Source organism: Microbacterium sp. NPDC077663 (genome assembly GCF_044542795.1).
GTDB lineage: Bacteria > Actinomycetota > Actinomycetes > Actinomycetales > Microbacteriaceae > Microbacterium.
On the sequence record NZ_JBITVE010000002.1, the window covers coordinates 967,640 to 991,641 of the forward strand.

21 protein-coding genes and 1 tRNA gene are annotated in these 24,002 nt (G+C 70.7%); 10 read left to right on the forward strand and 12 right to left on the reverse strand.

Going from position 1 to position 24,002, the window contains the following annotated elements; genetic code table 11:
• Positions 1 to 10 precede the first annotated feature (10 nt).
• The 3 genes from ACIGEP_RS12180 (at position 11) to ACIGEP_RS12190 (ending at position 3,167) form a co-directional block, all read left to right on the forward strand.
• Positions 11 to 784, forward strand: a complete 774-nt coding sequence (locus ACIGEP_RS12180) for a 3-oxoacyl-ACP reductase (protein WP_396661880.1) — start codon at positions 11 to 13, stop codon at positions 782 to 784.
• Positions 781 to 1,494: a FadR/GntR family transcriptional regulator gene (locus ACIGEP_RS12185; RefSeq protein WP_396661881.1), complete on the forward strand. Its 714-nt coding sequence runs from the start codon at positions 781 to 783 to the stop codon at positions 1,492 to 1,494. The genes ACIGEP_RS12180 and ACIGEP_RS12185 overlap by 4 nt, the downstream gene beginning before the upstream one ends.
• Positions 1,495 to 1,664: 170 nt before the next feature.
• Positions 1,665 to 3,167 carry a hypothetical protein gene (locus tag ACIGEP_RS12190; RefSeq protein ID WP_396661882.1) on the forward strand — a complete coding sequence of 501 codons (1,503 nt, stop codon included), beginning with the start codon at positions 1,665 to 1,667 and terminating at the stop codon, positions 3,165 to 3,167.
• A 127-nt stretch (positions 3,168 to 3,294) separates the two neighbouring features.
• Here ACIGEP_RS12190 and ACIGEP_RS12195 read toward each other — a convergent pair whose 3' ends face one another.
• On the reverse strand, positions 3,295 to 4,176 hold the full coding sequence (locus tag ACIGEP_RS12195) for a transglutaminase N-terminal domain-containing protein (RefSeq protein ID WP_396661883.1): 882 nt from the start codon (positions 4,174 to 4,176) through the stop codon (positions 3,295 to 3,297).
• Entirely contained in the window at positions 4,173 to 6,683 is a 2,511-nt protein-coding gene (locus ACIGEP_RS12200; RefSeq protein WP_396661884.1) for a circularly permuted type 2 ATP-grasp protein, read from the reverse strand. The genes ACIGEP_RS12195 and ACIGEP_RS12200 overlap by 4 nt, the downstream gene beginning before the upstream one ends.
• A gap of 87 nt (positions 6,684 to 6,770) precedes the next feature.
• Here ACIGEP_RS12200 and ACIGEP_RS12205 point away from each other — a divergent pair, with 87 nt between their 5' ends.
• The 3 genes from ACIGEP_RS12205 to ACIGEP_RS12215 all read left to right on the forward strand — a co-directional run bounded on the left by ACIGEP_RS12205 (position 6,771) and on the right by ACIGEP_RS12215 (position 8,724).
• Entirely contained in the window at positions 6,771 to 7,283 is a 513-nt protein-coding gene (locus ACIGEP_RS12205) for an amino-acid N-acetyltransferase (RefSeq protein ID WP_396661885.1), read from the forward strand.
• Positions 7,284 to 7,328: 45 nt separating this feature from the next.
• Positions 7,329 to 8,030 carry a hypothetical protein gene (locus ACIGEP_RS12210; protein ID WP_396661886.1) on the forward strand — a complete coding sequence of 234 codons (702 nt, stop codon included), beginning with the start codon at positions 7,329 to 7,331 and terminating at the stop codon, positions 8,028 to 8,030.
• A gap of 292 nt (positions 8,031 to 8,322) precedes the next feature.
• Positions 8,323 to 8,724 carry a dehydrogenase gene (locus tag ACIGEP_RS12215; protein ID WP_396661887.1) on the forward strand — a complete coding sequence of 134 codons (402 nt, stop codon included), beginning with the start codon at positions 8,323 to 8,325 and terminating at the stop codon, positions 8,722 to 8,724.
• A gap of 6 nt (positions 8,725 to 8,730) precedes the next feature.
• Here ACIGEP_RS12215 and radA read toward each other — a convergent pair whose 3' ends face one another.
• Complete coding sequence (gene radA / locus ACIGEP_RS12220; protein WP_396661888.1) at positions 8,731 to 10,089, reverse strand: DNA repair protein RadA; 1,359 nt, start codon at positions 10,087 to 10,089, stop codon at positions 8,731 to 8,733.
• A 146-nt stretch (positions 10,090 to 10,235) separates the two neighbouring features.
• On the opposite strand from radA, the gene ACIGEP_RS12225 reads away from it, so the two are divergent.
• Both ACIGEP_RS12225 and ACIGEP_RS12230 read left to right on the forward strand, forming a co-directional pair.
• A complete protein-coding gene (locus tag ACIGEP_RS12225; protein WP_396661889.1) occupies positions 10,236 to 10,934 on the forward strand; it encodes an alpha/beta fold hydrolase in 699 nt (232 codons plus the stop codon).
• A gap of 28 nt (positions 10,935 to 10,962) precedes the next feature.
• Positions 10,963 to 11,607: a trimeric intracellular cation channel family protein gene (locus ACIGEP_RS12230; RefSeq protein ID WP_396661890.1), complete on the forward strand. Its 645-nt coding sequence runs from the start codon at positions 10,963 to 10,965 to the stop codon at positions 11,605 to 11,607.
• Between the two features lie 5 nt (positions 11,608 to 11,612).
• Here ACIGEP_RS12230 and ACIGEP_RS12235 read toward each other — a convergent pair whose 3' ends face one another.
• The 3 genes from ACIGEP_RS12235 to ACIGEP_RS12245 form a co-directional block, all read right to left on the reverse strand.
• Positions 11,613 to 12,566 carry an L-lactate dehydrogenase gene (locus ACIGEP_RS12235; RefSeq protein ID WP_396661891.1) on the reverse strand — a complete coding sequence of 318 codons (954 nt, stop codon included), beginning with the start codon at positions 12,564 to 12,566 and terminating at the stop codon, positions 11,613 to 11,615.
• A 53-nt stretch (positions 12,567 to 12,619) separates the two neighbouring features.
• Positions 12,620 to 13,999, reverse strand: coding sequence for an MFS transporter (locus ACIGEP_RS12240; RefSeq protein WP_396661892.1), 1,380 nt, complete (start codon positions 13,997 to 13,999; stop codon positions 12,620 to 12,622).
• Between the two features lie 68 nt (positions 14,000 to 14,067).
• Complete coding sequence (locus ACIGEP_RS12245) at positions 14,068 to 14,838, reverse strand: DUF429 domain-containing protein (RefSeq protein WP_396661893.1); 771 nt, start codon at positions 14,836 to 14,838, stop codon at positions 14,068 to 14,070.
• Between the two features lie 143 nt (positions 14,839 to 14,981).
• Here ACIGEP_RS12245 and ACIGEP_RS12250 point away from each other — a divergent pair.
• Positions 14,982 to 15,072, forward strand: a tRNA-Ser gene (locus ACIGEP_RS12250).
• On the opposite strand, the gene ACIGEP_RS12255 is transcribed toward ACIGEP_RS12250, so the two are convergent.
• The 6 genes from ACIGEP_RS12255 to ACIGEP_RS12280 all read right to left on the reverse strand — a co-directional run bounded on the left by ACIGEP_RS12255 (position 15,051) and on the right by ACIGEP_RS12280 (position 22,264).
• A complete protein-coding gene (locus ACIGEP_RS12255) occupies positions 15,051 to 16,490 on the reverse strand; it encodes a glycoside hydrolase family 32 protein (RefSeq protein WP_396661894.1) in 1,440 nt (479 codons plus the stop codon). The genes ACIGEP_RS12250 and ACIGEP_RS12255 overlap by 22 nt on opposite strands.
• A complete protein-coding gene (locus tag ACIGEP_RS12260) occupies positions 16,487 to 17,476 on the reverse strand; it encodes a LacI family DNA-binding transcriptional regulator (RefSeq protein WP_396661895.1) in 990 nt (329 codons plus the stop codon). Before ACIGEP_RS12260 ends, ACIGEP_RS12255 begins: the two co-directional genes overlap by 4 nt.
• Positions 17,477 to 17,492: 16 nt before the next feature.
• Positions 17,493 to 18,404 carry a carbohydrate ABC transporter permease gene (locus ACIGEP_RS12265; RefSeq protein ID WP_396661896.1) on the reverse strand — a complete coding sequence of 304 codons (912 nt, stop codon included), beginning with the start codon at positions 18,402 to 18,404 and terminating at the stop codon, positions 17,493 to 17,495.
• Positions 18,404 to 19,282: a carbohydrate ABC transporter permease gene (locus ACIGEP_RS12270; RefSeq protein ID WP_396661989.1), complete on the reverse strand. Its 879-nt coding sequence runs from the start codon at positions 19,280 to 19,282 to the stop codon at positions 18,404 to 18,406. The genes ACIGEP_RS12265 and ACIGEP_RS12270 overlap by 1 nt, the downstream gene beginning before the upstream one ends.
• 103 nt (positions 19,283 to 19,385) lie before the next feature.
• The gene (locus tag ACIGEP_RS12275) at positions 19,386 to 20,723 is read right to left on the reverse strand and encodes an ABC transporter substrate-binding protein (RefSeq protein ID WP_396661897.1); all 1,338 of its coding nucleotides are present in this window, start codon (positions 20,721 to 20,723) and stop codon (positions 19,386 to 19,388) included.
• Between the two features lie 68 nt (positions 20,724 to 20,791).
• A complete protein-coding gene (locus tag ACIGEP_RS12280; protein ID WP_396661898.1) occupies positions 20,792 to 22,264 on the reverse strand; it encodes a GH32 C-terminal domain-containing protein in 1,473 nt (490 codons plus the stop codon).
• A gap of 244 nt (positions 22,265 to 22,508) precedes the next feature.
• Here ACIGEP_RS12280 and ACIGEP_RS12285 point away from each other — a divergent pair, with 244 nt between their 5' ends.
• Positions 22,509 to 23,990 carry an ABC transporter permease gene (locus ACIGEP_RS12285; RefSeq protein ID WP_396661899.1) on the forward strand — a complete coding sequence of 494 codons (1,482 nt, stop codon included), beginning with the start codon at positions 22,509 to 22,511 and terminating at the stop codon, positions 23,988 to 23,990.
• The last annotated feature ends 12 nt before the right edge of the window (positions 23,991 to 24,002 follow it).

A 24,002-nucleotide genomic window follows, 5' to 3' on the forward strand; every position in this document is an offset into this window, starting at 1 on the left:
GACCTCCCGAATGGACCTCACCCTGCGCCTCCGCGACCGCGTCGCCATCATCACCGGCGGTGCCAGCGGCATCGGCCTCGCGACCGCACGCCGGTTCGCCGCCGAAGGGGCCCGCGTGGTCATCGCCGACCTCGACCCCGTGACCGGGCAGCAGGCCGCCGACGAGGTGGGCGGAGTCTTCCGTCAGGTGAACGTCGCCGACCAGGCATCCGTCGACGCGCTCTTCGACGGCGTGGCCGCCGACCTCGGCTCGGTCGACATCGCCTTCAACAACGCCGGCATCTCACCCGCCGACGACGACTCGATCGAGACGACCGAGCTGCCCGCGTGGGACAAGGTGCAGGACGTCAACCTCAAGAGCGTCTACCTCTGCTCGCGCGCGGCGCTGCGTCACATGGTGCCCGCCGGCAAGGGCTCGATCATCAACACGGCGTCGTTCGTCGCGCTGCTCGGCTCGGCCACCTCGCAGATCTCGTACACCGCGTCGAAGGGCGGCGTGCTCGCGATGACCCGCGAGCTCGGCGTGCAATTCGCGCGGCAGGGCATCCGCGTGAACGCGCTCTGCCCGGGACCGGTGAACACGCCGCTCCTGCGCGAGCTCTTCGCGAAGGACCCCGAGCGCGCGCAGCGGCGCCTCGTGCACGTGCCCATGGGCCGGTTCGCCGAGCCCGAGGAACTGGCGGCGGCTGTCGCCTTCCTCGCCTCGGACGACGCGTCGTTCATCACCGCCAACGCGTTCGTCGTCGACGGCGGCATCACCAACGCCTACGTGACGCCGCTGTGACCCGCGCCGCGTCGTCGCCCGATCTCGGCCGCACCGTCTACCGGCCGGTGCGGGGCGGCAACGCGCTCGAGGACACCGTCGCCAGGCTCGTGCAGACCGTGCGGCTCGGCGTCGTCGCGCCGGGCGAGTCGTTGCCCTCCGAGCGCGACCTCGCCGAGCGCTACGGCGTGAGCCGCGACACTGTGCGGCAGGCGATCGGCGAGCTCGCCGACGCCGGTTTCGTCGTGCGGCGACGCGGGCGGTACGGCGGGACGTTCGTCGCCGACCCCCTCCCCGTCCCGACCGGCCCCGTCGACGCCGCCGAGCTCGACGACATCCTCGGCATGCGGCGGGTGCTCGAAGCGGGAGCGGCACGGGCCGCGGCGTCACGGGACCTGACGGATGCCGCGCGCGACGCGCTCGAGCAGCGCCACCGCGCGACCGTCCAAGCCGACGCGGGCGAGTACCGCCGGCTCGACTCGCTGCTGCACCTGGCGATCGCCGAGGCCAGCGGCATCCCGTCGCTCCTGCCCCTCATCGTCGAGAACCGGGCGCACGTCAACGCCTGGCTGGACACGTTCCCGCTGCTGCCGCGCAACATCGAGCACTCCGACGCGCAGCACGAGCGGATCGTCGCGTCGATCCTGGCGGGCAAACCGGATGCCGCCGAGGCCGCCGTGCTCGACCATCTCGCCGGGTCCGAGGCGCTGCTGCGAGGGTTCTTGGCCTGAATCGGTGCGGTGTCGCCGTGTGTCGGTGACGGATGCACGACCGGTGGTGCAGGTGACCGCGTCCGAGCGCGCCGAGGCCACTCCCGCACCGCCGATCGTGCATTCGTCACGCGCCGACTGGTGCGGCCGGTGCGGATCTGGTGTGCTGAGCGGTGATGACGCGGGCCGGGATGACGCAGGAGGGGAGCACGCGGCGCCGCGCCGCGGAGGCTGCCGGGTGGGCCGCCGCCCTCGCGCTCGCCCTCGTCGCCGTAGCCGTCGTCGCTTCGACGAGCGCGTGGCTGCTGTACCGCGACGGCGATTCGATCGTCGTCGCCCTCATGGCCGACTCGCTGCGCCGGGGTGACCCGCAGGACTGGGCTCTCTCACCCGTGCTGTTCCTGCCCGAGACCGCGGTGTTCGCCGCGCTTTCGTTCCTGGGTCTCGGGACGCCGGCGACCCTCACGCTCAACGCGGTCGTGAACCTGCTCGCCGTGTACGGCAGCATCCGTCTGGTCGCCGGCCGGCGACGTGCAGGCGTCCATCCCGTGGCAGGAGCGGTGCTCGCCTTCGCGGCGTTCGTCGGACTCATCCTCCTCGAAGAGCCCGCAGAGACGCCGGGCTTCCACCTCGCGCTGCTGACCGCGACGACGACGTACTACTCCGCCACGGTCGTCGGCACACTCGTCACCGTAGGGCTGGTGCGGCGTCTGCTCGACGGCGCGCCCCCACGGCGGGTGTTCGCAGGGATCGCCGCCGTCGCCGCCGTGTCGACGCTGACGAACCCCCTGTTCGTCGTGTGGTGCGTGCTGCCGGTCGTCGGCGTCATCGGCATCCTTCTGCTCGGGCGGCACCTCGTGCTCCGGCGCGCACTGCCGATCGCGGGGTCGGTCCTGATCGGCGCCGCGGTCGGCTATCTGCTGCGGGTGCCGTTCGCGGGCAACATCGTGGCTGCCGATGGCAACTACCTGCGACCGGACCAGGCGGATGCCGCACTGGCGCATCTCACCGGTGCTCTGAGCGGGACGGTCGGGCGGTGGGACGGTGTGGTGTGGGGCGCTGCGGTGCTCGTGCTCCTCGTCGCGTGCGGCGTGCTCGGGATGCAGGCATGGCGCCGCCGCGATGCGGCCGTCGCCGCGGTGTGCGCCGTCGCGGTCGCGGCCCCGGTCGCGGCGACGCTCCTGGTCGTCGTCGCGGGAACGGATGCCGATCGGTACCTGCAGCCGTGGGTGTTCCTGCCGGTCCTCGTGCTCGCCGTCGCGCCGCCCGCGGTGTCGTTGCCGCGCGCGGCGGAGGTGGCGCTGGCCGGCGTGCTCGCGGTGGGAGGCCTCGTCGCGGTGCCCGTGACCGTCGCGGCGGCCGGGCAAGACGACGCCGACCTCGCCTGCGTCACGCGCTGGGTGGAGGAGTCCGGGAGGACGGGTGCCGGCCAGTTCTGGACCGTGCGCGCACCGAAACTCGCGCTCGCCGACCCCGCGCAGCTCGTACAGGTCGACCACACCCTGCGTCCGTACGACTGGCTCGTCAATCGCGCCGAGCGGCGCGGGCCAGTGACCTTCCTCGTCGAGAGCGCCGCCGATGCGCCGTACGAGCTGCCCGTGTCACCCCGCGACGCCGAGCGGGTCGCGTGCGGGCGCTACACGATCCTCGACTTCGGCTCGCGCGTACTGCCGCTGGGCGAGCCCCGGAACTGACGCGTACGCGCGCGGCCCGGCCCGCGTACACGGATGCGATGGATGCCGGGCGACACCCGGCATCCGCTGGTCTCACGCCGGGGTGTCGGGTCGGATCCGTTGCCTCCGAGCACACCGCGGCGGCGGGTCAGTCGAGCGGGGCGACGTCGACCTGCACGCGCAGGGTGGAGGTCTTCGCCTCGGTGAAGATGATGCCGGTCACCGGGGAGACGTCACCGTAGTCGCGGCCCCAGGCGACCGTGACGTAGCGGTCGTTCGCCCATTGGTTGTTCGTCGGGTCGATCGCGAGCCACTGGTCCGTCCCGGGCAGCCACACGGCGAGCCAGGCGTGCGAGGCGTCCGCACCGAAGACGCGCTCCTTGCCGGGCGGCGGTTGCGTCGCGAGGTATCCCGACACGTAGCGCGCGGCCACCCCGTGCGTGCGCAGGCAGGCGAGGGCGACGTGCGCGAAGTCCTGGCAGACGCCCGCCCGCTTGGTCATCGCATCGGCGACCGTGCTCGTCACGGTCGTCGCCGTCTTGTCGTAGTCGAAGTCGCGGAAGATCCGCTGCATGAGATCGGTCACCGCCTCGCCGATCGGCCGACCCGGGGTGAGCGACACGGCGCCGTAGGCGTGGGCGGCTTCGTCGTGTGCGGCCCGTGCCGACTCGAGCGCATACTCGGTCGCCTCGACCGCGCCGGGAAGGTCCGGATGCTGCAGCGGCCGCGCGAGCTCCCATGGCTGCGCGAGCGCCTCGGCGTCGTACTCGGGCACCGCGACGGTCACCTCGCTCGTCGCTTCGATCGTCAGCGCCTCATGCGGGTCGGTGACGTGGAAGTAGGTCGACGAGTTGCCGAACCAGTCCGTGCGCGGCGAGGCGTCGCCGGGCAGGGGATCGACGGTGACCTCCGCCCCGGCGATCCGCTGCCACGGCAGATCGCGCGGGCGCAGGTGGAACTGGCCGATGCTGTCCTGCACGGCGTCGCTGTACGTGTAGGCGGTGCGATGCCACACGCGGTATCGGGTCATGCGCGCGCCCCCATCAGCTCGATGAGCGACAACTCGGTCATCGAGACGGGCGGCGGGCCGGCCTCGAAGTGCAGGTCGGCGATCGCGTCGGAGAGCTGCTCGAGCTGCGCGCGGATGCTGTCGAGTCCCTCCGCGAGACGCTCGCGGCGGCCGCCGACGACGGCCGTCATCTCGAGCACCTCGACCTCGGCGAGACCCGTCTCGAGCTGGTCGAGCAGCCGCTCGGCTCGCGATGAGCCGGTCGACGCCGGGAGGGCGGCCAGGTGCTCGCGCAGGGTCTGCAGCGAGAAGGCGAGCGAGCGCGGGTTGCCGCGGTCGAGCAGCAGCAGCTCCGCGACGTCGGCCGCCCGCATCGCTCCGCGGTAGCGGCGTCGGTGCGTCACGACGCTCTCGGCCGAGAGCAGCAGCGACTCGAGGACTTCGCGATCCGTGCGCGGACCGCGACTGGCCGACAGCGCCGACGAGAGCAGCGTCGTCAGCTGCAGGCCGCGCTCGAGGTAGCGACCGGCCTCCATCATGTGCCACCCGGGGTCGCGGATCATGTTCGCCGTCACGCCATAGAGCGACAGCATCGAGGCGAGCATGCGACCGGCGGACTCAGCCGTGCGGTGCGGATGCGGGGCGCCCCGCAGCGCCCGGACGGCGCGGTCGATGTTCGAGAAGACGCGCCAGGTGTCGCCCGACAGCTGGTCGCGTACCCCCTCCATCGCGTCGCGCAGCCGGGCGATGGAGTGCGCCGCCGAGCCCGGCCGGGAGGCGTCGAGCAGCAGCGAGCGGAACTCCGCCTCGGGGTCGGCCGCGCGCGTCCCGGCGAGGGCGTCGAGTGCCGCGAGCAGGACGCGCACGCTCTCGGCGGCCCGCTCCGCGGTGTGCGCGCCGGGCTGGTCGAGCGCCGCCTGCGTCGCGATGACCAGCCGCAGCAGGTCTTCGGCGCGCTCCGCATAGCGCCCGGTCCAGAACAGGTCCGAGAGCGCGCGCGGTGCGAGGGTCGGATCGCTCCGCGTCGTCGGAAGGGACGCCACGTCCGCGATCCCCTGGTCCGGATCGGTCTCGTCCGACTTCAGGACCCACACGTCCTTCGTCCGCGGCGCCGCTTCGGGCGCGCTGCGGATCGTGGCCAGTCCGCCGACGAGCGGCCGGTAGGTCGAGCCGAAGCGGATCGCGAAACCCCGCAGAGTCACGGGAAGAGCGGATGCCGCGCCCCCGGCATCCCACACCGGAACCTGCGAAAGATGCAGCTTCTCGATGGCCGCGAAGCGGTGGGGCTCGCGCTCGAGCCGTGAGCGGATCGCGGGGTCGGCGGCGTCGAGTGCCCGTCGGGGGTCGTCGATGTGGAACAGCTCGAGGGTGCGGTCGCCGGCCGTGAAGCGACCGACGGCGTCGGCGTGTGCGTCCGCGTCGCCGAGCCACCACGCGGGCACCGACGGAAGCCGCAGCTGCTCGCCGAGGAGGCGCTCGCACACCGCCGGCAGGTAGGGGAGGAGCGCGGGGTTCTCGAGGACGCCGGCACCCAGCCCGTTGACGACGCGCACGCGTCCGCGGCGCACCGCCTCGGCGAGGCCTGCGACGCCGAGCCTCGACCCCGAGCGGAGCTCGAGCGGATCGCACCACTCCGCGTCGACGCGCCGCAGGATGACGTCCACGCGTTCGCGGGGGGTCCGGGAGGGCCACTGGGCGGGCTTCATCCAGACCGCGCCGTCGCGCACGACGAGGTCACTGCCCTGCACGAGCGGGAAGCCGAGCGCGTTGGCGAGGAACGCCTGATCGAAAGCCGTCTCGGAGAGCGGGCCGGGGGAGAGGACCACGATGCGCGGCGCGGACACGCCCTCGGGCGCCGCGGCGATCAGCGCGGCGCGAAGGGCCGCGAAGTACGGGTCCATGCGGTGCAGCGCACCTTGGTCGAGCAGATCGGGCAGCACCTGGGAGATGACACGACGGTTCTCGGCCGCATAGCCGAGCCCCGACGGTGCCTGCACCCGATCGGCGAGCACGTGCCACTCGCCCGCCGCGTCGCGCCCGAGGTCGGTCGCCGACAGCAGCAGATCCGCGGGCGGGGTCTCGCCCGCGGGGCGGGCCATCGCGCGCAGGAAACCGGCGTGGCCGAGGACGACCGCGGCCGGGACGATGCGCTCACGCAGTACGACCTGCGGACCGTACAGGTCGGCGAGGAGCGCATTCAGGAGCTCGGCCCGCTGCGCGAGTCCGACGTCCAGGCGCGCCCAGCCCGCGGCATCCATCACGAACGGCATCGGGTCGAGCTGCCAGGGCTGCAACTCCGCTCCCGCGCGCGCATACGAGACGCCGTCGTCGGCGAGGAACCGCGAGATCTCGCCGTCGACCCGGTCGAGCTCCTCGCGGGTCAGCCCGAGTGCGAGACTCGCGAGCCCCTGCCATGCGGGCCGCAGTGTGCCGTCGGCGTCCACGACCTCGTCGAACCGCGGCGCCGCCGCGGCGAACGGCAGCGTCGGCTGCGACACGGCCGCGGCGTAATCACGGAGCACACTCACGCAGGTCCCTTCCGGGTCCAGCGTAGGGGCACGCGGGGCGGTCGGAACGCGCCTTCCCGCCGGTGCCGGGCGAATACAGTGGGACGCATGACGGGATCGGACGCCTCTTTCACCGTGCGACCCGCGCGGACCTCCGACGTCCCCGGTATCCAACAGCTCCTCGAGCCGTGGGTCCAGCGTCGCATCCTGCTCGGCAAGGAGCGGGTCACGCTGTACGAGACCGTGCAGGAGTTCGTCGTCGCCGAGGCCGGCGACCGCCTCGTCGGATGCGGCGCGCTCCACGTCATGTGGGAGGACCTCGGCGAGATCCGCACCCTCATCGTCGCCGACGACTGGCTGCACCGCGGCGTCGGCGGTGCCGTCGTCGACCTGCTGGAGGAGAACGCCCGCGCGCTGGGACTGCGCCGCCTCTTCTGCCTCACGTTCGAGGTGCCGTTCTTCTCGCGGCGCGGGTTCGCCGAGATCGGTGAGCAGGTGGTCGACCCCGACGTCTACTCGCAGCTGCTCCGGAGCCCTGACGAGGGCGTCGCCGAGTTCCTCGACCTCGCTCACGTGAAGCCCAACACGCTGGGCAACACCCGCATGCTCAAGCAGTTGTAGGCGCGCCGGGCGGGCAGGTGCGAAGGGCGTGCGTACCCTGGACGCGTGAGCAGCCAGACCCCCCGACGCAGGCCGTCGCCCGCCGTGTACCGGCGCCGCCGGCTCGCTGTCGTGCTGCTGGCCCTGGTGATCGTCGGTGGCATCGTCGCGGTCGTCGCCTGGCAGCCCTGGCGGGCGTGGGCGGATGCCGCACCGCAGCCGACGGGACCAGCCCCGGCATCCGCTGCTCCCGCAAGCAGCCCGGCACCGACCCCGAGCGGTTCGGCGGCGGTGGGGACGCCGACGCCGCGCGTCACCTCGTCGGCGGACGGCGACACCGGGGCATCCGCGGACGACGAGCCCGCGCCGGAGGCGTGCACGACCGGGGATGTCACGGTCACCGCGGTCGTCGACAAGAGCTCGTACGGGACCGGGCAGTTGCCCCAGCTGTCGATCCGACTCGTCAACGACACCGAGCTGCCCTGCCTGATCAACGTCGGCACCGCGGCTCAGACGTTCGAGATCACGAGCGGGAGCGACACCTGGTGGCGGTCGACCGACTGCCAGACCGAACCGAGCGACCAGGTCGTTCAGTTGGATGCCGGCCAGACGGTCACGAGCGCGGCCCCGCTCGTCTGGGATCGCACGCGATCCTCGGTCGACACGTGCGACGGGGACCGGCAGAAGGCGCTTCCCGGGTGGTACAACCTCTCGGTCTCGATCGGCGGCATCGGCTCCGTCGAGCCCGCCTCGTTCACGATCCGCTGACCCCGGGAACGCCCTGAGCGCGAGAGAGATTCTGAGAGGATTCTCATCATCTTGCGGGGTGGGGCCCTGTCGCCGCTTCGTCGAGCCCGCGTAGCCTGGGGGTCAGCTCCCGGCGGCATTCCCCGTTGTCCCCAGCAACGGAGTCACACCGACCCCCAGAGGTGTGGCGATCGGATCCCCCCCGCCGCCGGTGAGTGATGGGCCCTCTCGACTTCTCCAGTCCCCAATGGGGAGTTCGAGGGGGCCCCCTTATGTCTCACGGCGAGGGTCAGAGCCGCCGTAGGCTGGGGGGATGGCTGGGAAGAAGCGCGACAAGAAGCCGCTCGAGTTCCGCAACACGCAGCTCGCCGACGCGCTCCAGACGCAGGACATGGCGGCCGTCGCCTTCGCGCTGCGGCACGGGCCGACGGTCGTTCCGCTGCTGCGTCCCGGCGCACGCGACGACCCTCGCGATGCCGGTGAGGTGTGGACCTACCGCGATCCGGCGACGGGCGACGTCGCGCTGCTGCTCTTCAGCGATGCAGCGAACAAGCCGGCCACCCTTCCCCCCGGTGTCGGCCTGCAGTCACCGGCGTGGCTCCGGGCCTTCCTCGGCACCCACGGTGAGGAGATCACGACCGTGTTCTTCGACATCGCGGGACCGCACCCGATGCAGGCCGCCCCGGCCGACGTGATCGCAGCCCTCGAAGCCTGACCGGCCTCAGAAGTCGGGGCGGTCGTCCGGTCGCGGCGCGTGGTGTCGCGCACGCTGGGCGAGGGCGTCGCGCAGCGTGCCGGCTCCGGCGTCGATGACGGCGCGGTACCCCAGGCGAGCGGCTTCGGAGCGCCGCTGGTCGTGCTGGGTCACGCGCCGGATCTCGCCCGACAGGCTGAGCTCGCCGATCGCTGCGAGCTTCGCGGGGTTCGGGCGTTCGGTGGCGGCGCTCGCGATGGCGAGCGCGATGGCGAGGTCGGCGGCCGGCTCGGTCAGCCGCACGCCGCCCACCGTCGAGACGTAGACGTCCTGGTCGGAGAGTTTGATGCCCGCCCGCTTCTCGAGGACGGCGAGCACCATCGCGACCCGGGCGCCGTCGACACCGCTGACGATCCGGCGAGGGTTGGGCGCCGAGGTGTGGAGCGTCAGCGCCTGCACCTCGACCGGCAGGGCGCGGCGCCCCTCGAGAGCGACGGTCACGCACGTGCCGGGCTCGCTGGGCCGGTTGCTGAGGAAGAGGGCGCTGGGGTCGGGGACCTCGGTGATGCCGTCGCCGGCCATGTCGAAGCATCCGACCTCGTCGGTGGCGCCGAACCGGTTCTTGAGTGCCCGCACGAACCGCAGTGACGTCTGCCGGTCGCCTTCGAAGTGGCAGACGACGTCGACGAGGTGCTCGAGGATGCGCGGACCGGCGACCTGCCCGTCCTTCGTCACGTGCCCGACGAGGACCACGGGCAGGTCGCGCTCCTTCGCGACGCGGATGAGGGTGGACGCCACCTCCCGCACCTGGCTCGGCTGGCCGGCGGCCCCGTCGATGAGGCTCGAGGAGACGGTCTGCACGGAGTCGACGATGAGCAGGTCGGGCCGCACGTCGTCGACGTGGCCGAGGGTAGTGGCGAGGTCGGTCTCGCTGGCCAGGTAGAGCTCGTCGTGGAGGGCGCCCGTGCGCTCCGCATGGAGGCGGACCTGGCTCAGCGACTCCTCGGCGCTCACGTACAGGACGCGCCGGCCGGCTCGCGCGCTCTGCGCCGCGACCTCGAGCAGAAGCGTCGACTTGCCGACACCCGGCTCGCCCGAGAGCAGGATCGCCGCTCCCGGCACGATGCCTCCGCCGAGCACCCGGTCGAACTCGCCGACGCCGCTCGTGCGACGCGGGGTCTCGCGCGGGTCGATCTGCGTGATCGGGCGAGCGCTGCGCGTCGGGGTGACCGGGGTGACGGATGCCGTGATCCCGGTCTGCGCGGATGCTTCGACGACGGTGCCCCACTGCTGGCACTCGCCGCACCGACCGACCCACTTCGCCGTCGTCCATCCGCACTCGGTGCAGCGGAAGGCCGCGGTCGGGGCGGGACGTCGTGAAGCCATGCGTTCAGGGTAGCCGCGGCATCCGACATCACCTGGTCGCCAGAAGAGGGTGGAGCTTTTGATGTGATATGCAATATATTGCGTATCACGCGCGTTATACCCCTCATCACCCCGGCTCACCGGAGCCCCAGAGAAAGAAGAAGGCCATGTCCACTGCAGACCGCATCACCAACGTCGTCCTCGTCCACGGCGCCTTCGCCGACGGGGCCGGGTGGCGCCGCGTCTACGACCTCCTCACCGCGCGCGGCTACGGCGTGTCGATCGTGCAGAACCCCCTCACCTCGCTCGAGGCGGACGTCGCCGCGACCACCCGCGTGCTCGACCAGCAGGACGGCCCCGCCATCCTCGTCGGACACTCGTGGGGCGGCACCGTCATCACCCAGGCGGGGACGCATGACAAGGTCGCCGGCCTCGTCTACGTCTCGGCGCTCATCCCCGACGCCGGCGAGACGTCGGCGCAGCAGTACGAGGGATTCGCCGCGACCCCCGAGTTCGTCATCGACGTCCGCGAGGACGGCTACGGATTCCTCGCCCGCGACCACTTCCGCGCCGGCTTCGCGGCGGACATCGACGAGGCGGATGCCGCCTTCCTGGCCGACAGCCAGGTGCCGGTCAACATGTCGGTCTTCGGCGAGGCCGTGACCGCCGCCGCCTGGCGCGACACGCCGAGCTGGGCCGTCATCGCGACGGAGGACAAGGCGTTCGACCAGGCGATGCTCCAGCACATGGCTTCACGCGTCGGCGCGAAGATCACGAACGTTCCCGGCAGCCACGCGCTGTTCATCTCGCAGGCCGAGACGGTCGCACAGGTGATCGAGGACGCCGCGACGAGCGCCGGCCGCTGAGCCGCAGCAGACGACGAGGAGTATCGCGATGAGCCCGTTCGCCGTCCCGCTCTGGGCCGAGTTGCTGGCCGCAGGGCTGGGCGGCGTGCAGGGCGCGCTCCTCGCGGCCGAACACCGGCACCAGCGCATCGACCTGCTCGGAGTGCTCGTGATCGGGCTGCTCGTCGCCCTCGGCGGCAGTCTGCTGCGGGACGTCGTGCTGAATCAGCCGCCCGTCGTGATCTGGGCGAACTGGTATCTGCTCGTCGCCGCGGCCGGGGCCCTCGTCGGCATGGCCGTGCAGCCGCTCCTGTCGCGCGTGGTGTGGCCCCTCGTCATCCTCGACGCGATCGTCATGGGGATGTTCGGCGCCATCGGCGCCTCGAAGGCGCTGTTCCTCGGTGTCGGGCCGGTGGGCGCGGTGGTGGTTGGCGTGATCGGCGCCATCGGCGGCGGCATCCTGCGGGACGTCGCCCTGAACATGCCGTTCTCATTCCTGCAGGTCAGCACGCTGTACGCGGTCGCCGCCGGTGCGGGGGTCACGGTGCTCGTGGTCCTCGACGCGGTCGCGGTGCCGATCCTCATCGCCGGCTTCGTCTGCATCGCCGTCACCACCGCGGTGCGCATCGCGGCGGTGCTCTTCGACTGGACCTTCCCCGAGCAGATCTCGTTCCTTCGCGCGCGACAGGCGTGATCCGCTCAGCGCAGCGAGGCCGCCACGGTTCGGAGCGCGTCGGCGGAGCGGTGCAGGAGAGCCGACTCATCGGACGAGAACGAGGTCTCGAGAATGGGGCGGGCACCCGCGCTGCTGACGACCGACGGCACCGACAGCGCGACGCCGTCGACGCCCTGGAAGTCGTGCAACACTGTCGAGACCGGCATGACGACGTGCTGGTCGCCCAGGATGGCTTCGACGATCCGTGCGCTTGACAGCCCGATCGCGTAGTTCGTGGCTCCCTTGCCCTGGATGACCTTGTAGGCCGCGTCGCGCACGTCGACGGCGATGGTGTCGAGCTCGTCGGCGGTGAAGCGCGGCTGTCCGTCGGGCGGCTGCCAGTCGAGGATGGGGACGGTGCCGATCGTCGCCCGCGACCAGTGCGGGAACTCGGTGTCACCGTGCTCGCCGACGATGTACGCGTGGACGCTCGAGGTCGAGACCCCCGCGCGCTGCGCGAGCTTCCACCGCAGCCGCGACGTGTCGAGCACGGTCCCCGAGGCGAAGATCCGCTCCGGCGGAAGGCCCGTGACCTCCTGGCCGATGACGGTGAGCACGTCGCACGGGTTGGTGACGATGACGTAGACGGCGTTCGGCGCGACCTCGAGCAGCTGCGGCAGCATCCGTCGCAGGATGCCGGCGTTCACACCGGCGAGCTCGGTGCGGGTCTGGCCCGGGTTCTGCTTCGCACCGGCGGTGATTACGACGACGTGCGAGCCGGCCGCGACAGAGACGTCCGCTCCGCCTGAGATGTCGCTCGAACCGGTGAACTGGGCGCCGTGCGCCAGGTCGAGGACTTCGGCCTCGACCTTCTCTGCGGCGATGTCGTAGAGGGCGACGTGCCGGGCCGATCCGCGGATCAGGGCGGCGTAGGCGACGCTCGACCCGACGGCCCCCGCGCCCACCACGGTGAGTTTCGAGTTCTCGATGACGCTCATACGGCCAGTGTGGCAGCCGTGGCTCGGGGGCGGCTCTGATCGGGCCGTGGAAATCAGGCGGGTGGCGGGTCGGCCGTCACCTGCCGGCGGATGCCGAGGAACGAGACCGCGCCGCCGGCGGCCATTAGGATCGCGGTGACCCACGCCGCCCGGTGGAACCCGTCGAGGTCGAGCGAGCCGCCGATGATGACGGCCAGGATGGCGATGACCACGAGGCCCGCGATGCGGGAGACCGCGTTGTTCGTCGCCGACGCGATGCCCGAGCGCTCGCCGCCGATGGCGCCGAGGATGGTCGAGGTCAGCGGCGACACCGTGACGCCGAGGCCGAGACCGAAGGCGATCAGCCCCGGCAGGACCTGCGTCCAGTAGTCGAAGTCCTCGCGGACAGCGAGCAGCATGAGCGAGCCGACCGCCATGACGACCGGCCCGACCGTCATGAACAACCGCGGTCCGAACCGGTTCACCCACCCGCCGACCACCGAGCTGAGGGCGATGAGTGCGGCGGTGACGGGCAGGCTCGCGAGCCCCGCCAAGGTTGCGCTGAGGCCCGCACCCTGCTGCAGATAGACCCCGACGACGAAGCCGTTCAGGGTGAGCGCGGCGTAGATGAAGAGGGTCGCGAGGTTGCCGGTCCAGAAGTTCCGCACCCGGAAGATGCCGAGCGGGAGGATCGGGGACCGCACGGTCCGCTGCCGCAGGAGGAAGGCGGTGAACATGAGGATGCCCGCGACCAGCGGCATCCAGATCGCCGGATGGCCCCACCCCAGGTTCGGCTGCTCGATGAGGGCGAAGACCACGCCGCCGAGTCCGAGTGTGCACAGCGTCGCGCTGACGAGGTCGAGGTGCGCGTCGTCGCGCCGGTGGTCGACGTGGCCGAGCCGCGAGAGGAGCACGAACGTGACCGCGATCGGGATGATCTGCACGAGGAACGCGAAGCGCCACGACAGCAGGTCGACGAACAGGCCGCCGATGAGAGGCCCGGCCAGGTTCGCCGCGGTCGTCCACGCCGTCCACTGACCGATCGCGCGCGCCTGGGCCGGACCGTTCAGGAGAGAGGTGATGAGGGCGAGCGAACTCGGCACGAGGAACGCACCGGCGGCGCCCTGCAGGGCGCGGGCGATGATGAGGACGACCGGGTCGGGGGCGAGACCGACGCCGATGGACGCGATGCCGAATCCGATGAGTCCGATGCGCAGCACCAGCACGCGGCCGAAGGCATCGCTCACCGAACCCGCGAACAGGATGAGGGAGCTCAGGGTGAGGAGGTAGGCATCCACCGTCCACTGCTGCGTGGACAGCCCGCCGCCGAGCTCTTCGCCGATGGCCGGGAGGGCGACGTTGACGACCGTGCCGTCGAGGAAGGCGACGGCGGACGCGAGCGCGGCGATCGCGACGATCAGGCCGAACCGCGGGGACGTCGTCGGAGCGCTCACAGCCTCACCGTAGACCCGTCGCGGACACCTGGGCAGTTCGTGTGCGGTCGAGCCGACGCGAACGGTCGTCATCCGGCGGTCGACGCCGCCGTTCGCGCCGGGTCGAGGTCGGCCAGGGGGCCGGTGGGGAGGGCGATCCAGCCTTCGCGGCGGGCGCGGTCCGCCTCGGCGGGCGGGACGGGATGCGTCGCGCCCTGCGCGTGCGCCCCGGCGATGAGCGCGGCGACCACGGCGTCGAAGGGGTCGTCGGATGCCTCCATCAGCCCGCGCTGCTCGGGGGAGACCGTGAGCCAGGGCGCCGCGGCGAGGAGGTTCGCCGTCGCGCGGACGCGGGCCGCGGCATCCGTCTTGTAACCCGCCACGTCGACGCGCCAGGTGCGCAAGGCGGCGGCGGGGTACACCTCGACGAGGCGACCGGTCGCACCGGAACGGTCGACGGTGTCGCCGGCGTCGGCGAAGGCGGCGAGCAGGTCGGCGCAGCGCATCGCCGTGAGTCCCAGCCGATCCGTCGAGACGCTGAGGGGCAGGCGGCCCGTGCGCGACTGGATCGCGCGGTCGGTCTCGCGGTAGGCGAGGCGTCGGCGTCCGGTGATGCCGCGCAGGTCCGGATGCGGCGGCTCGCCCCGCGTGTGCGCGGCGACGTAGGCGACGAACTCGTCCGGCCAGCCGAACGCGCAGTCGATCCCGACGCGCGCGGAGCCGTGGGCCAGCCGCACGACCTCGTCATCCGTGTTGCCCAGTCGGAGCGTCGTGAGCTCGGCGCCCGCGGCGCGCCAGTCGACGACGGCGACCGCCGTGCGGGCCGGCTGCGCCGCGAGGTCGACTCCCGTGGTGATCACACCGCGACGCTACCCGCCCGCCGGCGCGTCGAGACGTCGCAGATGGTCACCGTTCCGGATGGAAAGCGACCATCTGCGACGCCTCGGCAGGCGGACAGGGCGCGAGTTCGCGGCATCCGCTCTCGTGTCGTAAGCTGGACGACGGTGACGTGTCCGAGCGGCCGAAGGTGCAACTCTCGAAAAGTTGTGTAGGGTAACCCCCTACCGTGGGTTCAAATCCCACCGTCACCGCCAGGAAAACCCCCGCGAGTCGGGGGTTTTTCCATGTCTGCGACGTCCACGACCTGCAGCGTGACGGACTCGAGGGTGGGAGAGTCCGCGGCCGTCGCCAGGAGGGTCACGGGGCCGGCGCCGAGCGTGACGAGGTTCGACAACGTGGATTCCCCGTCGTTCACGAACACCTCGAGCAGGGGCCCGTCGAGGCTCAGCAGCAGTCTCAGCTGCGTTCCCGACGAGATGATCGGAGCCGTCGTGGCCCCCGCGAAGTCGGGGTGCAACGCCCGTGCCGCGTCTCCGTCGCGGACCACGCTGATCGTGTCGGCAACGCGGTCGTGGAGGATCTCGACCGACTCGCCCGTCTGCCCGGTCACGCGCAGGCGCAGATCTCCCGTGACCGAAGGCTCCCAGCGCAGCTCAGCGATGACGTGAGAGCTGAGCTCGACGCCGTCCTGTGGATCGAGGACATCGCATGCCTCGAGCTCGTTGAGGAAGGGGGAGACAGGGTGTTGGAAGAGTCTCTCTCCACCGGCGATCGCGCGGAGCGACAAGCGACGAGGTAGTGACATCGCACCTCGCCAGGTCGTCGCCGGGACGACGTGCGCGTACCGCCAATTCGACATCCAGGCCAGCATGATCGCCTCGTCGTCGGGCGTGCTGTCGAAGGTCACGCCCGCGTAGAAGTCACGGCCGTGATCCAGGCGGTGCAGGCGCTCGTCCGACGCGACGAACACGCCCGCCTCGAAGGAGCCCACGACGTAGTGCATGGCGGAGCCGGCAGGATCGGCGTCGGCGCCGACGGGATTCGTGCTCAGCAGGAGCACCCACCGCTCCTGCGCGGGGTCGTCGTCCACGTGGAGGCGGATCAGGTCCGGGCACTCCCACACCACGCCGTCGTCGCCGAGCGGACCGAAAGAGCCGGTCTCGCGCCAGGTGCGCAGGTCGTCGGAGGCGTAGAACAGCACGCGTCGCTCGACCGCCTCGACGGCGACCATGACCCACCGGCCCGACCCGCCGTCGTCGGCGACGCGGATGACCTTCGGGTCGCGGAAGTCGCTCGAACCACGATCGAGGATCGGATTCGCCGGGTCGGGCAGCCAACTCGCGCCGCCGTCGCGGCTGACGGCGACCGACTGCGCCTGGATGCCGTGGGCATAAGCGCTGGTGTAGGTCGCCGTCAGCGTGCCGTCGTCGTCGACCACGACGGAACCGGAGTAGATTTGCTCGTGGGCGCAGTGGCGGAGAGCCACCGGATGCTCGCGCCACCGGGCGAGATCTGTGCTGCTGGAGTGCCCCCAGCTCATGTTGCCCCAGTCGACCCCCTCGGGGTTGTGCTGGAAGAACGCGTGCCACACACCGTTCAGATGCACGAGCCCGTTCGGGTCGTTCATCCAGTTGCGGACGGGGGTCAGGTGGAAGCGAGGTCGAGTCGTCACAGCGATGCCCGAGGAATCGACGGACACGCGACGAGCACGCGGTCGGTGCCGGTGTCGGGATCGAGTCCGAGCAGTGTCCGCACGCCCGCTGCTCCCAGTTCGTAGTGGGGCAGAGCCACCGTGGACAGCGGCGGGCGGAGGTGCGCGGCGATGACGTCCTGGTTGTCGAACCCCATCACCGCCATGTCCTCCGGAATGCGGAGACCGCGCTCGCGAAGACCGTCGTAGACACCCATCGCGACGCGGTCGTTGTGGCAGAAGACGCCGGATGCGCCGGATGCGATGACCGCCTTCGTCACCGCGAACCCACCCTCCTGAGCCGAGTCGGCGGCGAAGACGAGCGAGTCGTCGTATCGGATGCCGGCGGCTTCCAACGCGCTGCGGTACCCGGCCAGACGCCCCGTCTGAGCGGGGGAGGGTGAGGTGGTGTTCACGAAGGCGATGCGCCGATGTCCGGCGGCGATGAGCTCCTCCGTCGCGGTGCGACCGCCCTGTTCCTCGTCAGGCACGACGGCGGGGTACGCGTCGTCCGCGGCGAAGCAGTTCACCAGAACGGTGTCGGTGTGCTGCAGGGGCGTGGGCACGTCGATCTCGCGGTGGTACCACGTCGAGTAGAGGATGCCGCGGACCTGATGCTCCAGCATCATCGCGATCGCGTCGTTCTCGACGGCGGCATTGCCCTCGGTGTTGGCGACGAGCAGGACGTACCCGTGCCGCCAGGCTTCGTCCTGCGCGCCGTGGATGATCTGGCCGGCGAACGGCGTCGTGGCGATGGCATCGGCCACCAGCCCGATGAAGCGCGAGCCGCCCTGTGAGAGGGTCTTGGCCAACGCATTCGGACGGTATCCGAGCTCGGCGACGGCGGCGAGGACACGACGCCTCGCGTCCTCGCCGATGCGCGCGCCCGGCTTGTCGTTGACGACGTGCGAGACGGTCGCGACCGAGACGCCCGCGGCACGCGCCACATCCCGCATGGTGATGCTCATCAGTGGGTCACCCGGCTCATCCCTTAGTCGCCCCGCTCTCGAGACCGGCGATCATCGCCTTGTTCAGCACGAGGAACACGAGGAGGAGCGGTGTGACCGTGACGCACACGGCCGCGAACGTGGCCGTCCAATCGGTGTTGCCCATCGCTCCGATGTAATTCTGCAGTCCGAGCGGGATCGTCTTCAATCCGTCGGACAGGACGAACGTGTTCGCGAAGATGAAGTCGTTCCAGATGAAGATGCTGTTCACGAGCACGACGGTGATGATCGTGTTGACGGACAGGGGGGCCGTGATCTGCAGGAAGATCCGGTACGGACCCGCGCCGTCGAGCGACGCCGCCTCGTAGAGCTCCCGCGGAATGTACTCGTAGAACGACGAGAAGAGGTACACCCCCATCGGCAGCGAGAACGCCGCGAGCGGCAGGATCATCGAGAGGTGGGTGTCGAGCAGGCCCACCTGCGAGTAGTCGATGAACAGCGGCACGAGAGCGATCTGGACCGGCACGATGATGCCGAGCAGGAACAGTGAGCGGACGAGATTGCTGAACCGGAAACCCAGCACCTGCAGGGCGTACGCGGCCATCATTCCCGCGACGACGATGAGGGCGCTCGCCCCGAGGGTCACGATGAGGCTGTTCGCGATGTTGAGCCAGAGGTTGCCCGTGTCGAAGGCGCGCCCGTAGTTGTCGAGGGTGAACTCCGACGGGATCGCGAACGGGTCGCCGCCGGCGAAGTCCGCTGCGGTCCGGAAGCTGGTGAGGAACAGCCAGGCAAGCGGGTAGACCTGCACGATGACGATCAGGGCGACTGTGATGGCGAGCAGCGTCCGCTGGGGGGCGCGGCGGCCCGAGCGGCGAGGGCGCTGCCTATCAGAGCCGGAGACGGCGGGAGCGGTGACCGCGGGTGGCGGCGTCAGCGTCGTGGACATCAGGCGTCCTTCCGACGCAGCAGCACGAAGATCAGACCGACGGCGACGAGGCATTCGATCACGATGGACACCGAGATCGCGCTGGCGTAGCCGTAGTCGGTGTGGACGAAGGCGGTTTTGTACATGTAGGTCGTGAGTAGCTCGGAGGACTGACCCGGGCCGCCGTTGGTGAGCAGGTACGGGATGTCGAATCCGCGCAGCGCGAAGGTGGTGGCCATGACCGTCGTCGTGATCCAGACGGGGCGGATGTAGGGGAACCTGATGCGCCAGAACGTCTGCCACCAGGAGGCACCGTCCAGACGGGCGGCCTCTTCGAGTTCTTTCGGCACCGCGATGAGGGCGGCGTAGATGATCAGCATGTAGAGCCCGGTGAACCTCCATCCCTCGGGGATCGAGACGGCGGCGAGAACCGTCTGCACGTTCGACAGCCAGGCCGTCTGCAGGTGCTCGAGCCCCACGAACGCCAGCAGCTGATTGAGGAGGCCGACCGGTTCGAGCGAGTAGATCCGTATGAACAGGAACGCGATCGCGACGGTCGAGATGACGGCCGGGAGGAGGTAGAGCGTCTTGACCAGTTCGCGGGCGCGGGGCAGTGCGGTGAGGAGCCCCGCGACCGCGAGCGCGCCCCCCAGCTGGAGGACGAGGCAGATCGCCAGGTAGCCGAGTGCGTTGCCGAAGGCCGTCCAGAAGACGTCGTCGCGGGTGAGCATCTTGACGTAGTTGTCGACGCCCACGAAGACGAGATCGGTGATTCCGTCCCACGAGAAGAGGCTCAGAACGAGGGACTGCACGATCGGGAGGAGGACTGCGGCGCCGTAGAGAAGCAGCGGTGGGACGAGGAAGATCGCCACCGACAGACCCGACCGGCGCGGGAGCATCGAGGAACGCATGCCGGCCCGACGACGGGACGGCACGACGCGGCGGGATCCGGACCGATCGGCCCGGGCGATCCCGGGCCGATCGGTCGTGGTCGAGGTCATTTCAGCCGACGTTCTCGGCGAGAGCGGCATCCATCGTCTCGACGAACTCGTCGGGAGTGATGTCGCCCTGCACCAGCAATGTCAGTTCCTGCTGCAGACGGGTGTTGGTCGCGGGATCGAGCTGCGTGTCCCACGGCATGGCGATGGCGGAACCCACGTCGCCCGCCTGCTCGATGGCTCGTGCGTACAACGGGGTGGCATTCGCGGGGATCGCGGTCTCGACGCCGACGGTGGGCGACAGGGCGCCGCTCTCCGCGACGGCCGCCGGGTAGCGCTCCAGGGCGAACGCGAGGAAGTCCCGGACCAGGGGGTCGTAGGTGCGCGCGTTGACGGCCATGCCGATGCCCGACGGCGTGACGTACTCGTTGTCGGCGGTCACGGCGCTCGCTGTCGTCGGCAGGGTGAAATAGTCGACCGCGTCACGGACTCCGGCGTCGAGGTTCTCCGTGGCGAGGTTCGCGAGCTCCCACGTGCCGATGTTGTAGACGGCGGCGCGGCCCGACGTGAACTGAGCCTGCGCGTCGGCGTATCCGGTCGCCGAGAACCCTTCCTGGAAGCACCCGGATTGACCCAGGCCGTACAGCCATTCGGCCGCCGCGCGTCCGGGCGCATCGCCGAACTTCGCTTCCCCGGTCTTCAACTTCTGGACGTACTCGGGGCCGGCCTGGCGGAACGGGTAGTAGGCCATGTAGCGCTCGAGGGGCCATCCGTCGGCGCCGTCGAGCGCGATCGGGGTGATGCCCTCGGCACGCAGCGCCTCGCACATCGGTGCGAAGTCGTCCAGCGTGGCCGGAACCTCTACACCGGCCTGCTCGAACAGATCGGAGTTGTACCAGAAGAACTCCAGCTGGAACTCGAACGGAACCATGTAGAGCGAGCCGTCGTCGAATCGCTGATAGTTCAGTGCCGCCTCGCGGTAATCGTCCGCCATTCCGAGGTCCTCCAGCAAGGCATCGACGTCGAGCATGCGCCCTTGCTCGGCGAGCTTCTGGGCGAAGGGGGTGGCGTCGGTGTCGAACAGCTCGGGAAGTTTGTTCGCCGCGGCGAGGGTCTCGTACTTCTGGATGTACGAGGGGCGATCCGGCGTCGTGATGAGGTTGAGCGCGAAACCGGGGTGATCCGCGGCGTACTCCTCGGCGATCTTCTCCATCGCCGTGATGACGCCACCGTCGGCGGGTCGCGAAAGGAGCCACGAGATCTCGCGCGGCGTGATCTCGCCGTCGGGGTCGACGTCGGCGGGGTCGCCGCCGGCAGCGGCGCCTCCGGCGCAGCTGGTCAGGGCGAGTGTGGCGGCGGTGGTCAGGGCGATCCAGCTCGCTGCGCGCGTGATGTGGGGCATGTCGGTAATCTCCGTTGATCGTAATGGTGCGGGTGGGCGGGTGAGATGACGGTGCGACGAGGGAGGGTTCAGGGGGTGGCCAGAAGCGCGTCGGAGGCGGGGGTCGAAGCGTCCGCCGGGTCGTGTCGCTCCGACACCGTGAGTGACGACACGACCACGGTCCCCTCGCCGACGAAGGCTCCGACGCGTCCCGTGGTGCGGTCGTAGAGACGCGTGCTGAGGGTGACCGCGTCGTCGACCGTCGCCACGCACACGTCGCCGTCCACGATGACGGTGAGGCGATGCGGACCGGGAGGCAGAGCGACGGGCCGCTCCAGTTCGACCGCGTGCGGCACGTCGCCGGAGATCTGCCACTGCTCGCCGCCGGTGGTGCGGCGCGGCCAGCGGTCGAAGACGAGTCGATGGCGACGAGGTTCGAGGCGCAACACGTACGATTCACCGCCGTCCTCTCCGGCTCGGAGGAGAACACCGAACTCGGTCGTGTCCGCGGCGACGTCGAAGCGGGCGTCGACGCGGAAGGATGACGGTGCGTCGGCCGGCAGGATCACGTCGGCGTATCCCTCGGGTGCCGACAGGATCGTGGCCGAGGCGATCCCGGTCACCGGTTCGGTGAACGTCGCGGCGAGTTCGCGCGGGGGATGGAACCGCAGGCTGCCGTCGGAGTTCTGCTCGGCTTCGAGGACGGACAGTGTGCCGGCCCACTGCCACGCGCCGTCGTCGACTCCCCCCTCACGCGTCGAGATCCACCCGAAGAAGAAGCGGCGACCGTCGCGCTCCGCGGATTTGGCGGCGTAGTAGGCCCGGCCGTCGACGGTGTCGTTCTCGGGGACCAGCCAGGGGCCCTGCAGGCTCCGTGACACCCGGTAGCGGGTCGTGAACGTCTCGCTGAACTCCGACCAGACGAGGTACCACCAACCGTTCCATTCGAACACCTCGGGACACTCGTGGGCGAGGTATCGGCGCGGGTCCCAGAACGGTGCTGCGGGCTCCCAATGCTGCAGGTCGGTCGATACGCACTGTGCGATGACGCCGCGCCGCCGGCTCGGCCCGTCGGCGTGGCGCGCGGTCACGAGCATCCGCCAGACTCCTGTCTCTGCGTCCCGGAAGACGAAGGGGTCGCGCCAGTCGGCGGTCTCGTAGCCCGGTGTCGCGCCGAAGGTGTCTTCGGGGTGACGCGACCACGTGCGCATCTCGTCGTGGCTGGTCGCGTGCATCACGAGCTGCAGCGGAAGGCCGTCGGCACCGAGGCGACCGGGGTTCTGACCCGTGTAGAACACGTGGTGGACACCGTCGTCGTCGAGGACGATGCTGCCCGTGTAGACGTTGAAGTCAGGTGCGTCGGGACCACCCGAGGGGAGGGCGATCCCCTCGTCCTCGAAGTGGACGAAGTCGTCCGTGACGACCCGGTGCCAGGGCATGCCCGTTCGGGGGACCCGTCGCGATTCGTGAAGGTAGAACAGGTGGAACGTGCCGTCCTCCTGCCACGGGATGACGTCGCCGACCCAGGCGTGGTGCGGCTGGAAGAACCCTCGGCGGTCCATGTGCGTCCTCATCTTCGAGTGGTGCGGCGGCCCGAGGGCCGCGGGTAGGTCACGATGGTTAATCGGTTACGCAGGACGGTAGCAGCGCCCCCCCGCGATGGTCAAGCGGTTAATCACACCTCCTTTCGGCTGCCGACCTCGACCCGCGTCTCACATAGGACTTTCCTCAGATCGGTGAATGTGCGCTTAGTGCGCCGCTCCTACCGTCTCCTCGGTGGCGCTCCCGGCGCCGAGGAGGAGAGACATGTACCTGACCTATCTGCGGCGCGAGCTGTCGGGGCGCAAGAAGCAGACGGCCATCGTCGCGGCGGGGCTCGCGCTCGCGATCGCACTCGTCATCATCGTGAACTCGCTGGCGGCGGGGGTGCGCGATGCGCAGACCTCGGCGCTGGCATCGGTCTACGGCGTCGGCACCGATCTGACCGTGACCGGAGCCCAGGCCGAGCCCGGACAGGGAGGCGGCCCGCAGTTCGACTTCGACGAGGACGGCGCGCAGACGGGGGAGGACGGCTCGACGACGCTGAGCCAGTCGCGCCTCATGACCGACTTCCGCCGCGGGACGCTCGAGGGGGCGACGGTCGACACGGTCGTCGGCGTCGACGGGGTCTCGGCCGCCGTCGGCGCCCTCAGCCTCACCAACACGACGTTCGACGGTGAGCTGCCACAGGCGCCCGGGGGTGACGGCGCCGACACGGGCACGACCGACGGCGGCGCGCGCCCGGCGCCCGGCGAGGGCGGCGGCGGAGGCTTCGGCGGCGGCTCGTTCGACGTCGACTCCTTCACGGTGCTCGGCGTCTCGACCGACACCACCGGGGTCGGTCCGCTCTCGGCTGTCGAGGTGACCGACGGTCGGGCTCTCGAGGCATCGGATGCCGGGGCCGCGGTCGCCGTCGTGGACGCCACCTATGCGGCCTCGGAGGAGATCGCCGTCGGCGACACGCTCGACGTCGGCGGCACCGACGTCGAGGTCGTCGGCATCGTCGCATCCACCTCCGCCGACGCCGACACGGCGGCGAACGTCTATCTGCCGCTCGACACCGCTCAGGAGATCTCGGGAGCCGGCGACGTCGTCTCGACGATCTACGTCCAGGCGAGCTCCGCCGATGCGATCGGATCGGTGCAGTCGTCGCTCGAATCCGAGCTGCCGGACGCGACCGTCAGCTCCCAGTCCGACCTGGCCTCGTCGGTGTCGTCCTCGCTGTCGAGCGCCAGCGCGCTCATCTCGGGGCTGGGCACCTGGGTGTCGGTGATCCTGCTCGTCGTCGCGGTCGCGCTCGCCGTGCTCTTCACCATCTCGGGCGTCTCGCGACGCACCCGGGAGATCGGCACCCTCAAGGCGATCGGATGGTCCGACCGTCGGGTGGTCGGCCAGGTGGCCGGCGAGTCCGTCGTGCAGGCGGCCATCGGCGGTGTGATCGGGGTGGGGATCGGTCTGCTGGGCGTCCTCGCGATCAACGTCATCTCGCCGACCGTCTCGGTCGCCACCGACTCCGCCGCGGCGCCGGGCGGGATGGGAGGCCCCGGCGGCATGGGCGGAGGTCCCGGCGGAATGGCCGATGCGGCCACCGTCGCGGCATCCGATCTGACGCTCTCGGCACCGCTCGCGCCGACCATCATCCTGCTCGCGTTCGGACTCGCCCTGGCCGGCGGTCTCGTCGCCGGTGTCTTCGGCGGCTGGCGCGCCTCGCGGCTGCGTCCCGCAGAGGCGCTGAGGGCCGTCGCATGAGCCTCGACCCCA

Excerpts from the sequence above, each read along its gene's own strand:
- ACIGEP_RS12180 (WP_396661880.1), top strand. The coding sequence starts at position 11 with ATGGACCTCACCCTGCGCCTCCGCGACCGCGTCGCCATCATCACCGGC.
- ACIGEP_RS12190 (WP_396661882.1), top strand. The coding sequence starts at position 1,665 with ATGACGCAGGAGGGGAGCACGCGGCGCCGCGCCGCGGAGGCTGCCGGG.
- ACIGEP_RS12195 (WP_396661883.1), bottom strand. The coding sequence starts at position 4,176 with ATGACCCGATACCGCGTGTGGCATCGCACCGCCTACACGTACAGCGAC.
- ACIGEP_RS12205 (WP_396661885.1), top strand. The coding sequence starts at position 6,771 with ATGACGGGATCGGACGCCTCTTTCACCGTGCGACCCGCGCGGACCTCC.
- ACIGEP_RS12215 (WP_396661887.1), top strand. The coding sequence starts at position 8,323 with ATGGCTGGGAAGAAGCGCGACAAGAAGCCGCTCGAGTTCCGCAACACG.
- radA (WP_396661888.1), bottom strand. The coding sequence starts at position 10,089 with ATGGCTTCACGACGTCCCGCCCCGACCGCGGCCTTCCGCTGCACCGAG.
- ACIGEP_RS12225 (WP_396661889.1), top strand. The coding sequence starts at position 10,236 with ATGTCCACTGCAGACCGCATCACCAACGTCGTCCTCGTCCACGGCGCC.
- ACIGEP_RS12230 (WP_396661890.1), top strand. The coding sequence starts at position 10,963 with ATGAGCCCGTTCGCCGTCCCGCTCTGGGCCGAGTTGCTGGCCGCAGGG.
- ACIGEP_RS12235 (WP_396661891.1), bottom strand. The coding sequence starts at position 12,566 with ATGAGCGTCATCGAGAACTCGAAACTCACCGTGGTGGGCGCGGGGGCC.
- ACIGEP_RS12260 (WP_396661895.1), bottom strand. The coding sequence starts at position 17,476 with ATGAGCATCACCATGCGGGATGTGGCGCGTGCCGCGGGCGTCTCGGTC.
- ACIGEP_RS12265 (WP_396661896.1), bottom strand. The coding sequence starts at position 18,404 with ATGTCCACGACGCTGACGCCGCCACCCGCGGTCACCGCTCCCGCCGTC.
- ACIGEP_RS12270 (WP_396661989.1), bottom strand. The coding sequence starts at position 19,282 with ATGCTCCCGCGCCGGTCGGGTCTGTCGGTGGCGATCTTCCTCGTCCCA.
- ACIGEP_RS12275 (WP_396661897.1), bottom strand. The coding sequence starts at position 20,723 with ATGCCCCACATCACGCGCGCAGCGAGCTGGATCGCCCTGACCACCGCC.
- ACIGEP_RS12280 (WP_396661898.1), bottom strand. The coding sequence starts at position 22,264 with ATGGACCGCCGAGGGTTCTTCCAGCCGCACCACGCCTGGGTCGGCGAC.
- ACIGEP_RS12285 (WP_396661899.1), top strand. The coding sequence starts at position 22,509 with ATGTACCTGACCTATCTGCGGCGCGAGCTGTCGGGGCGCAAGAAGCAG.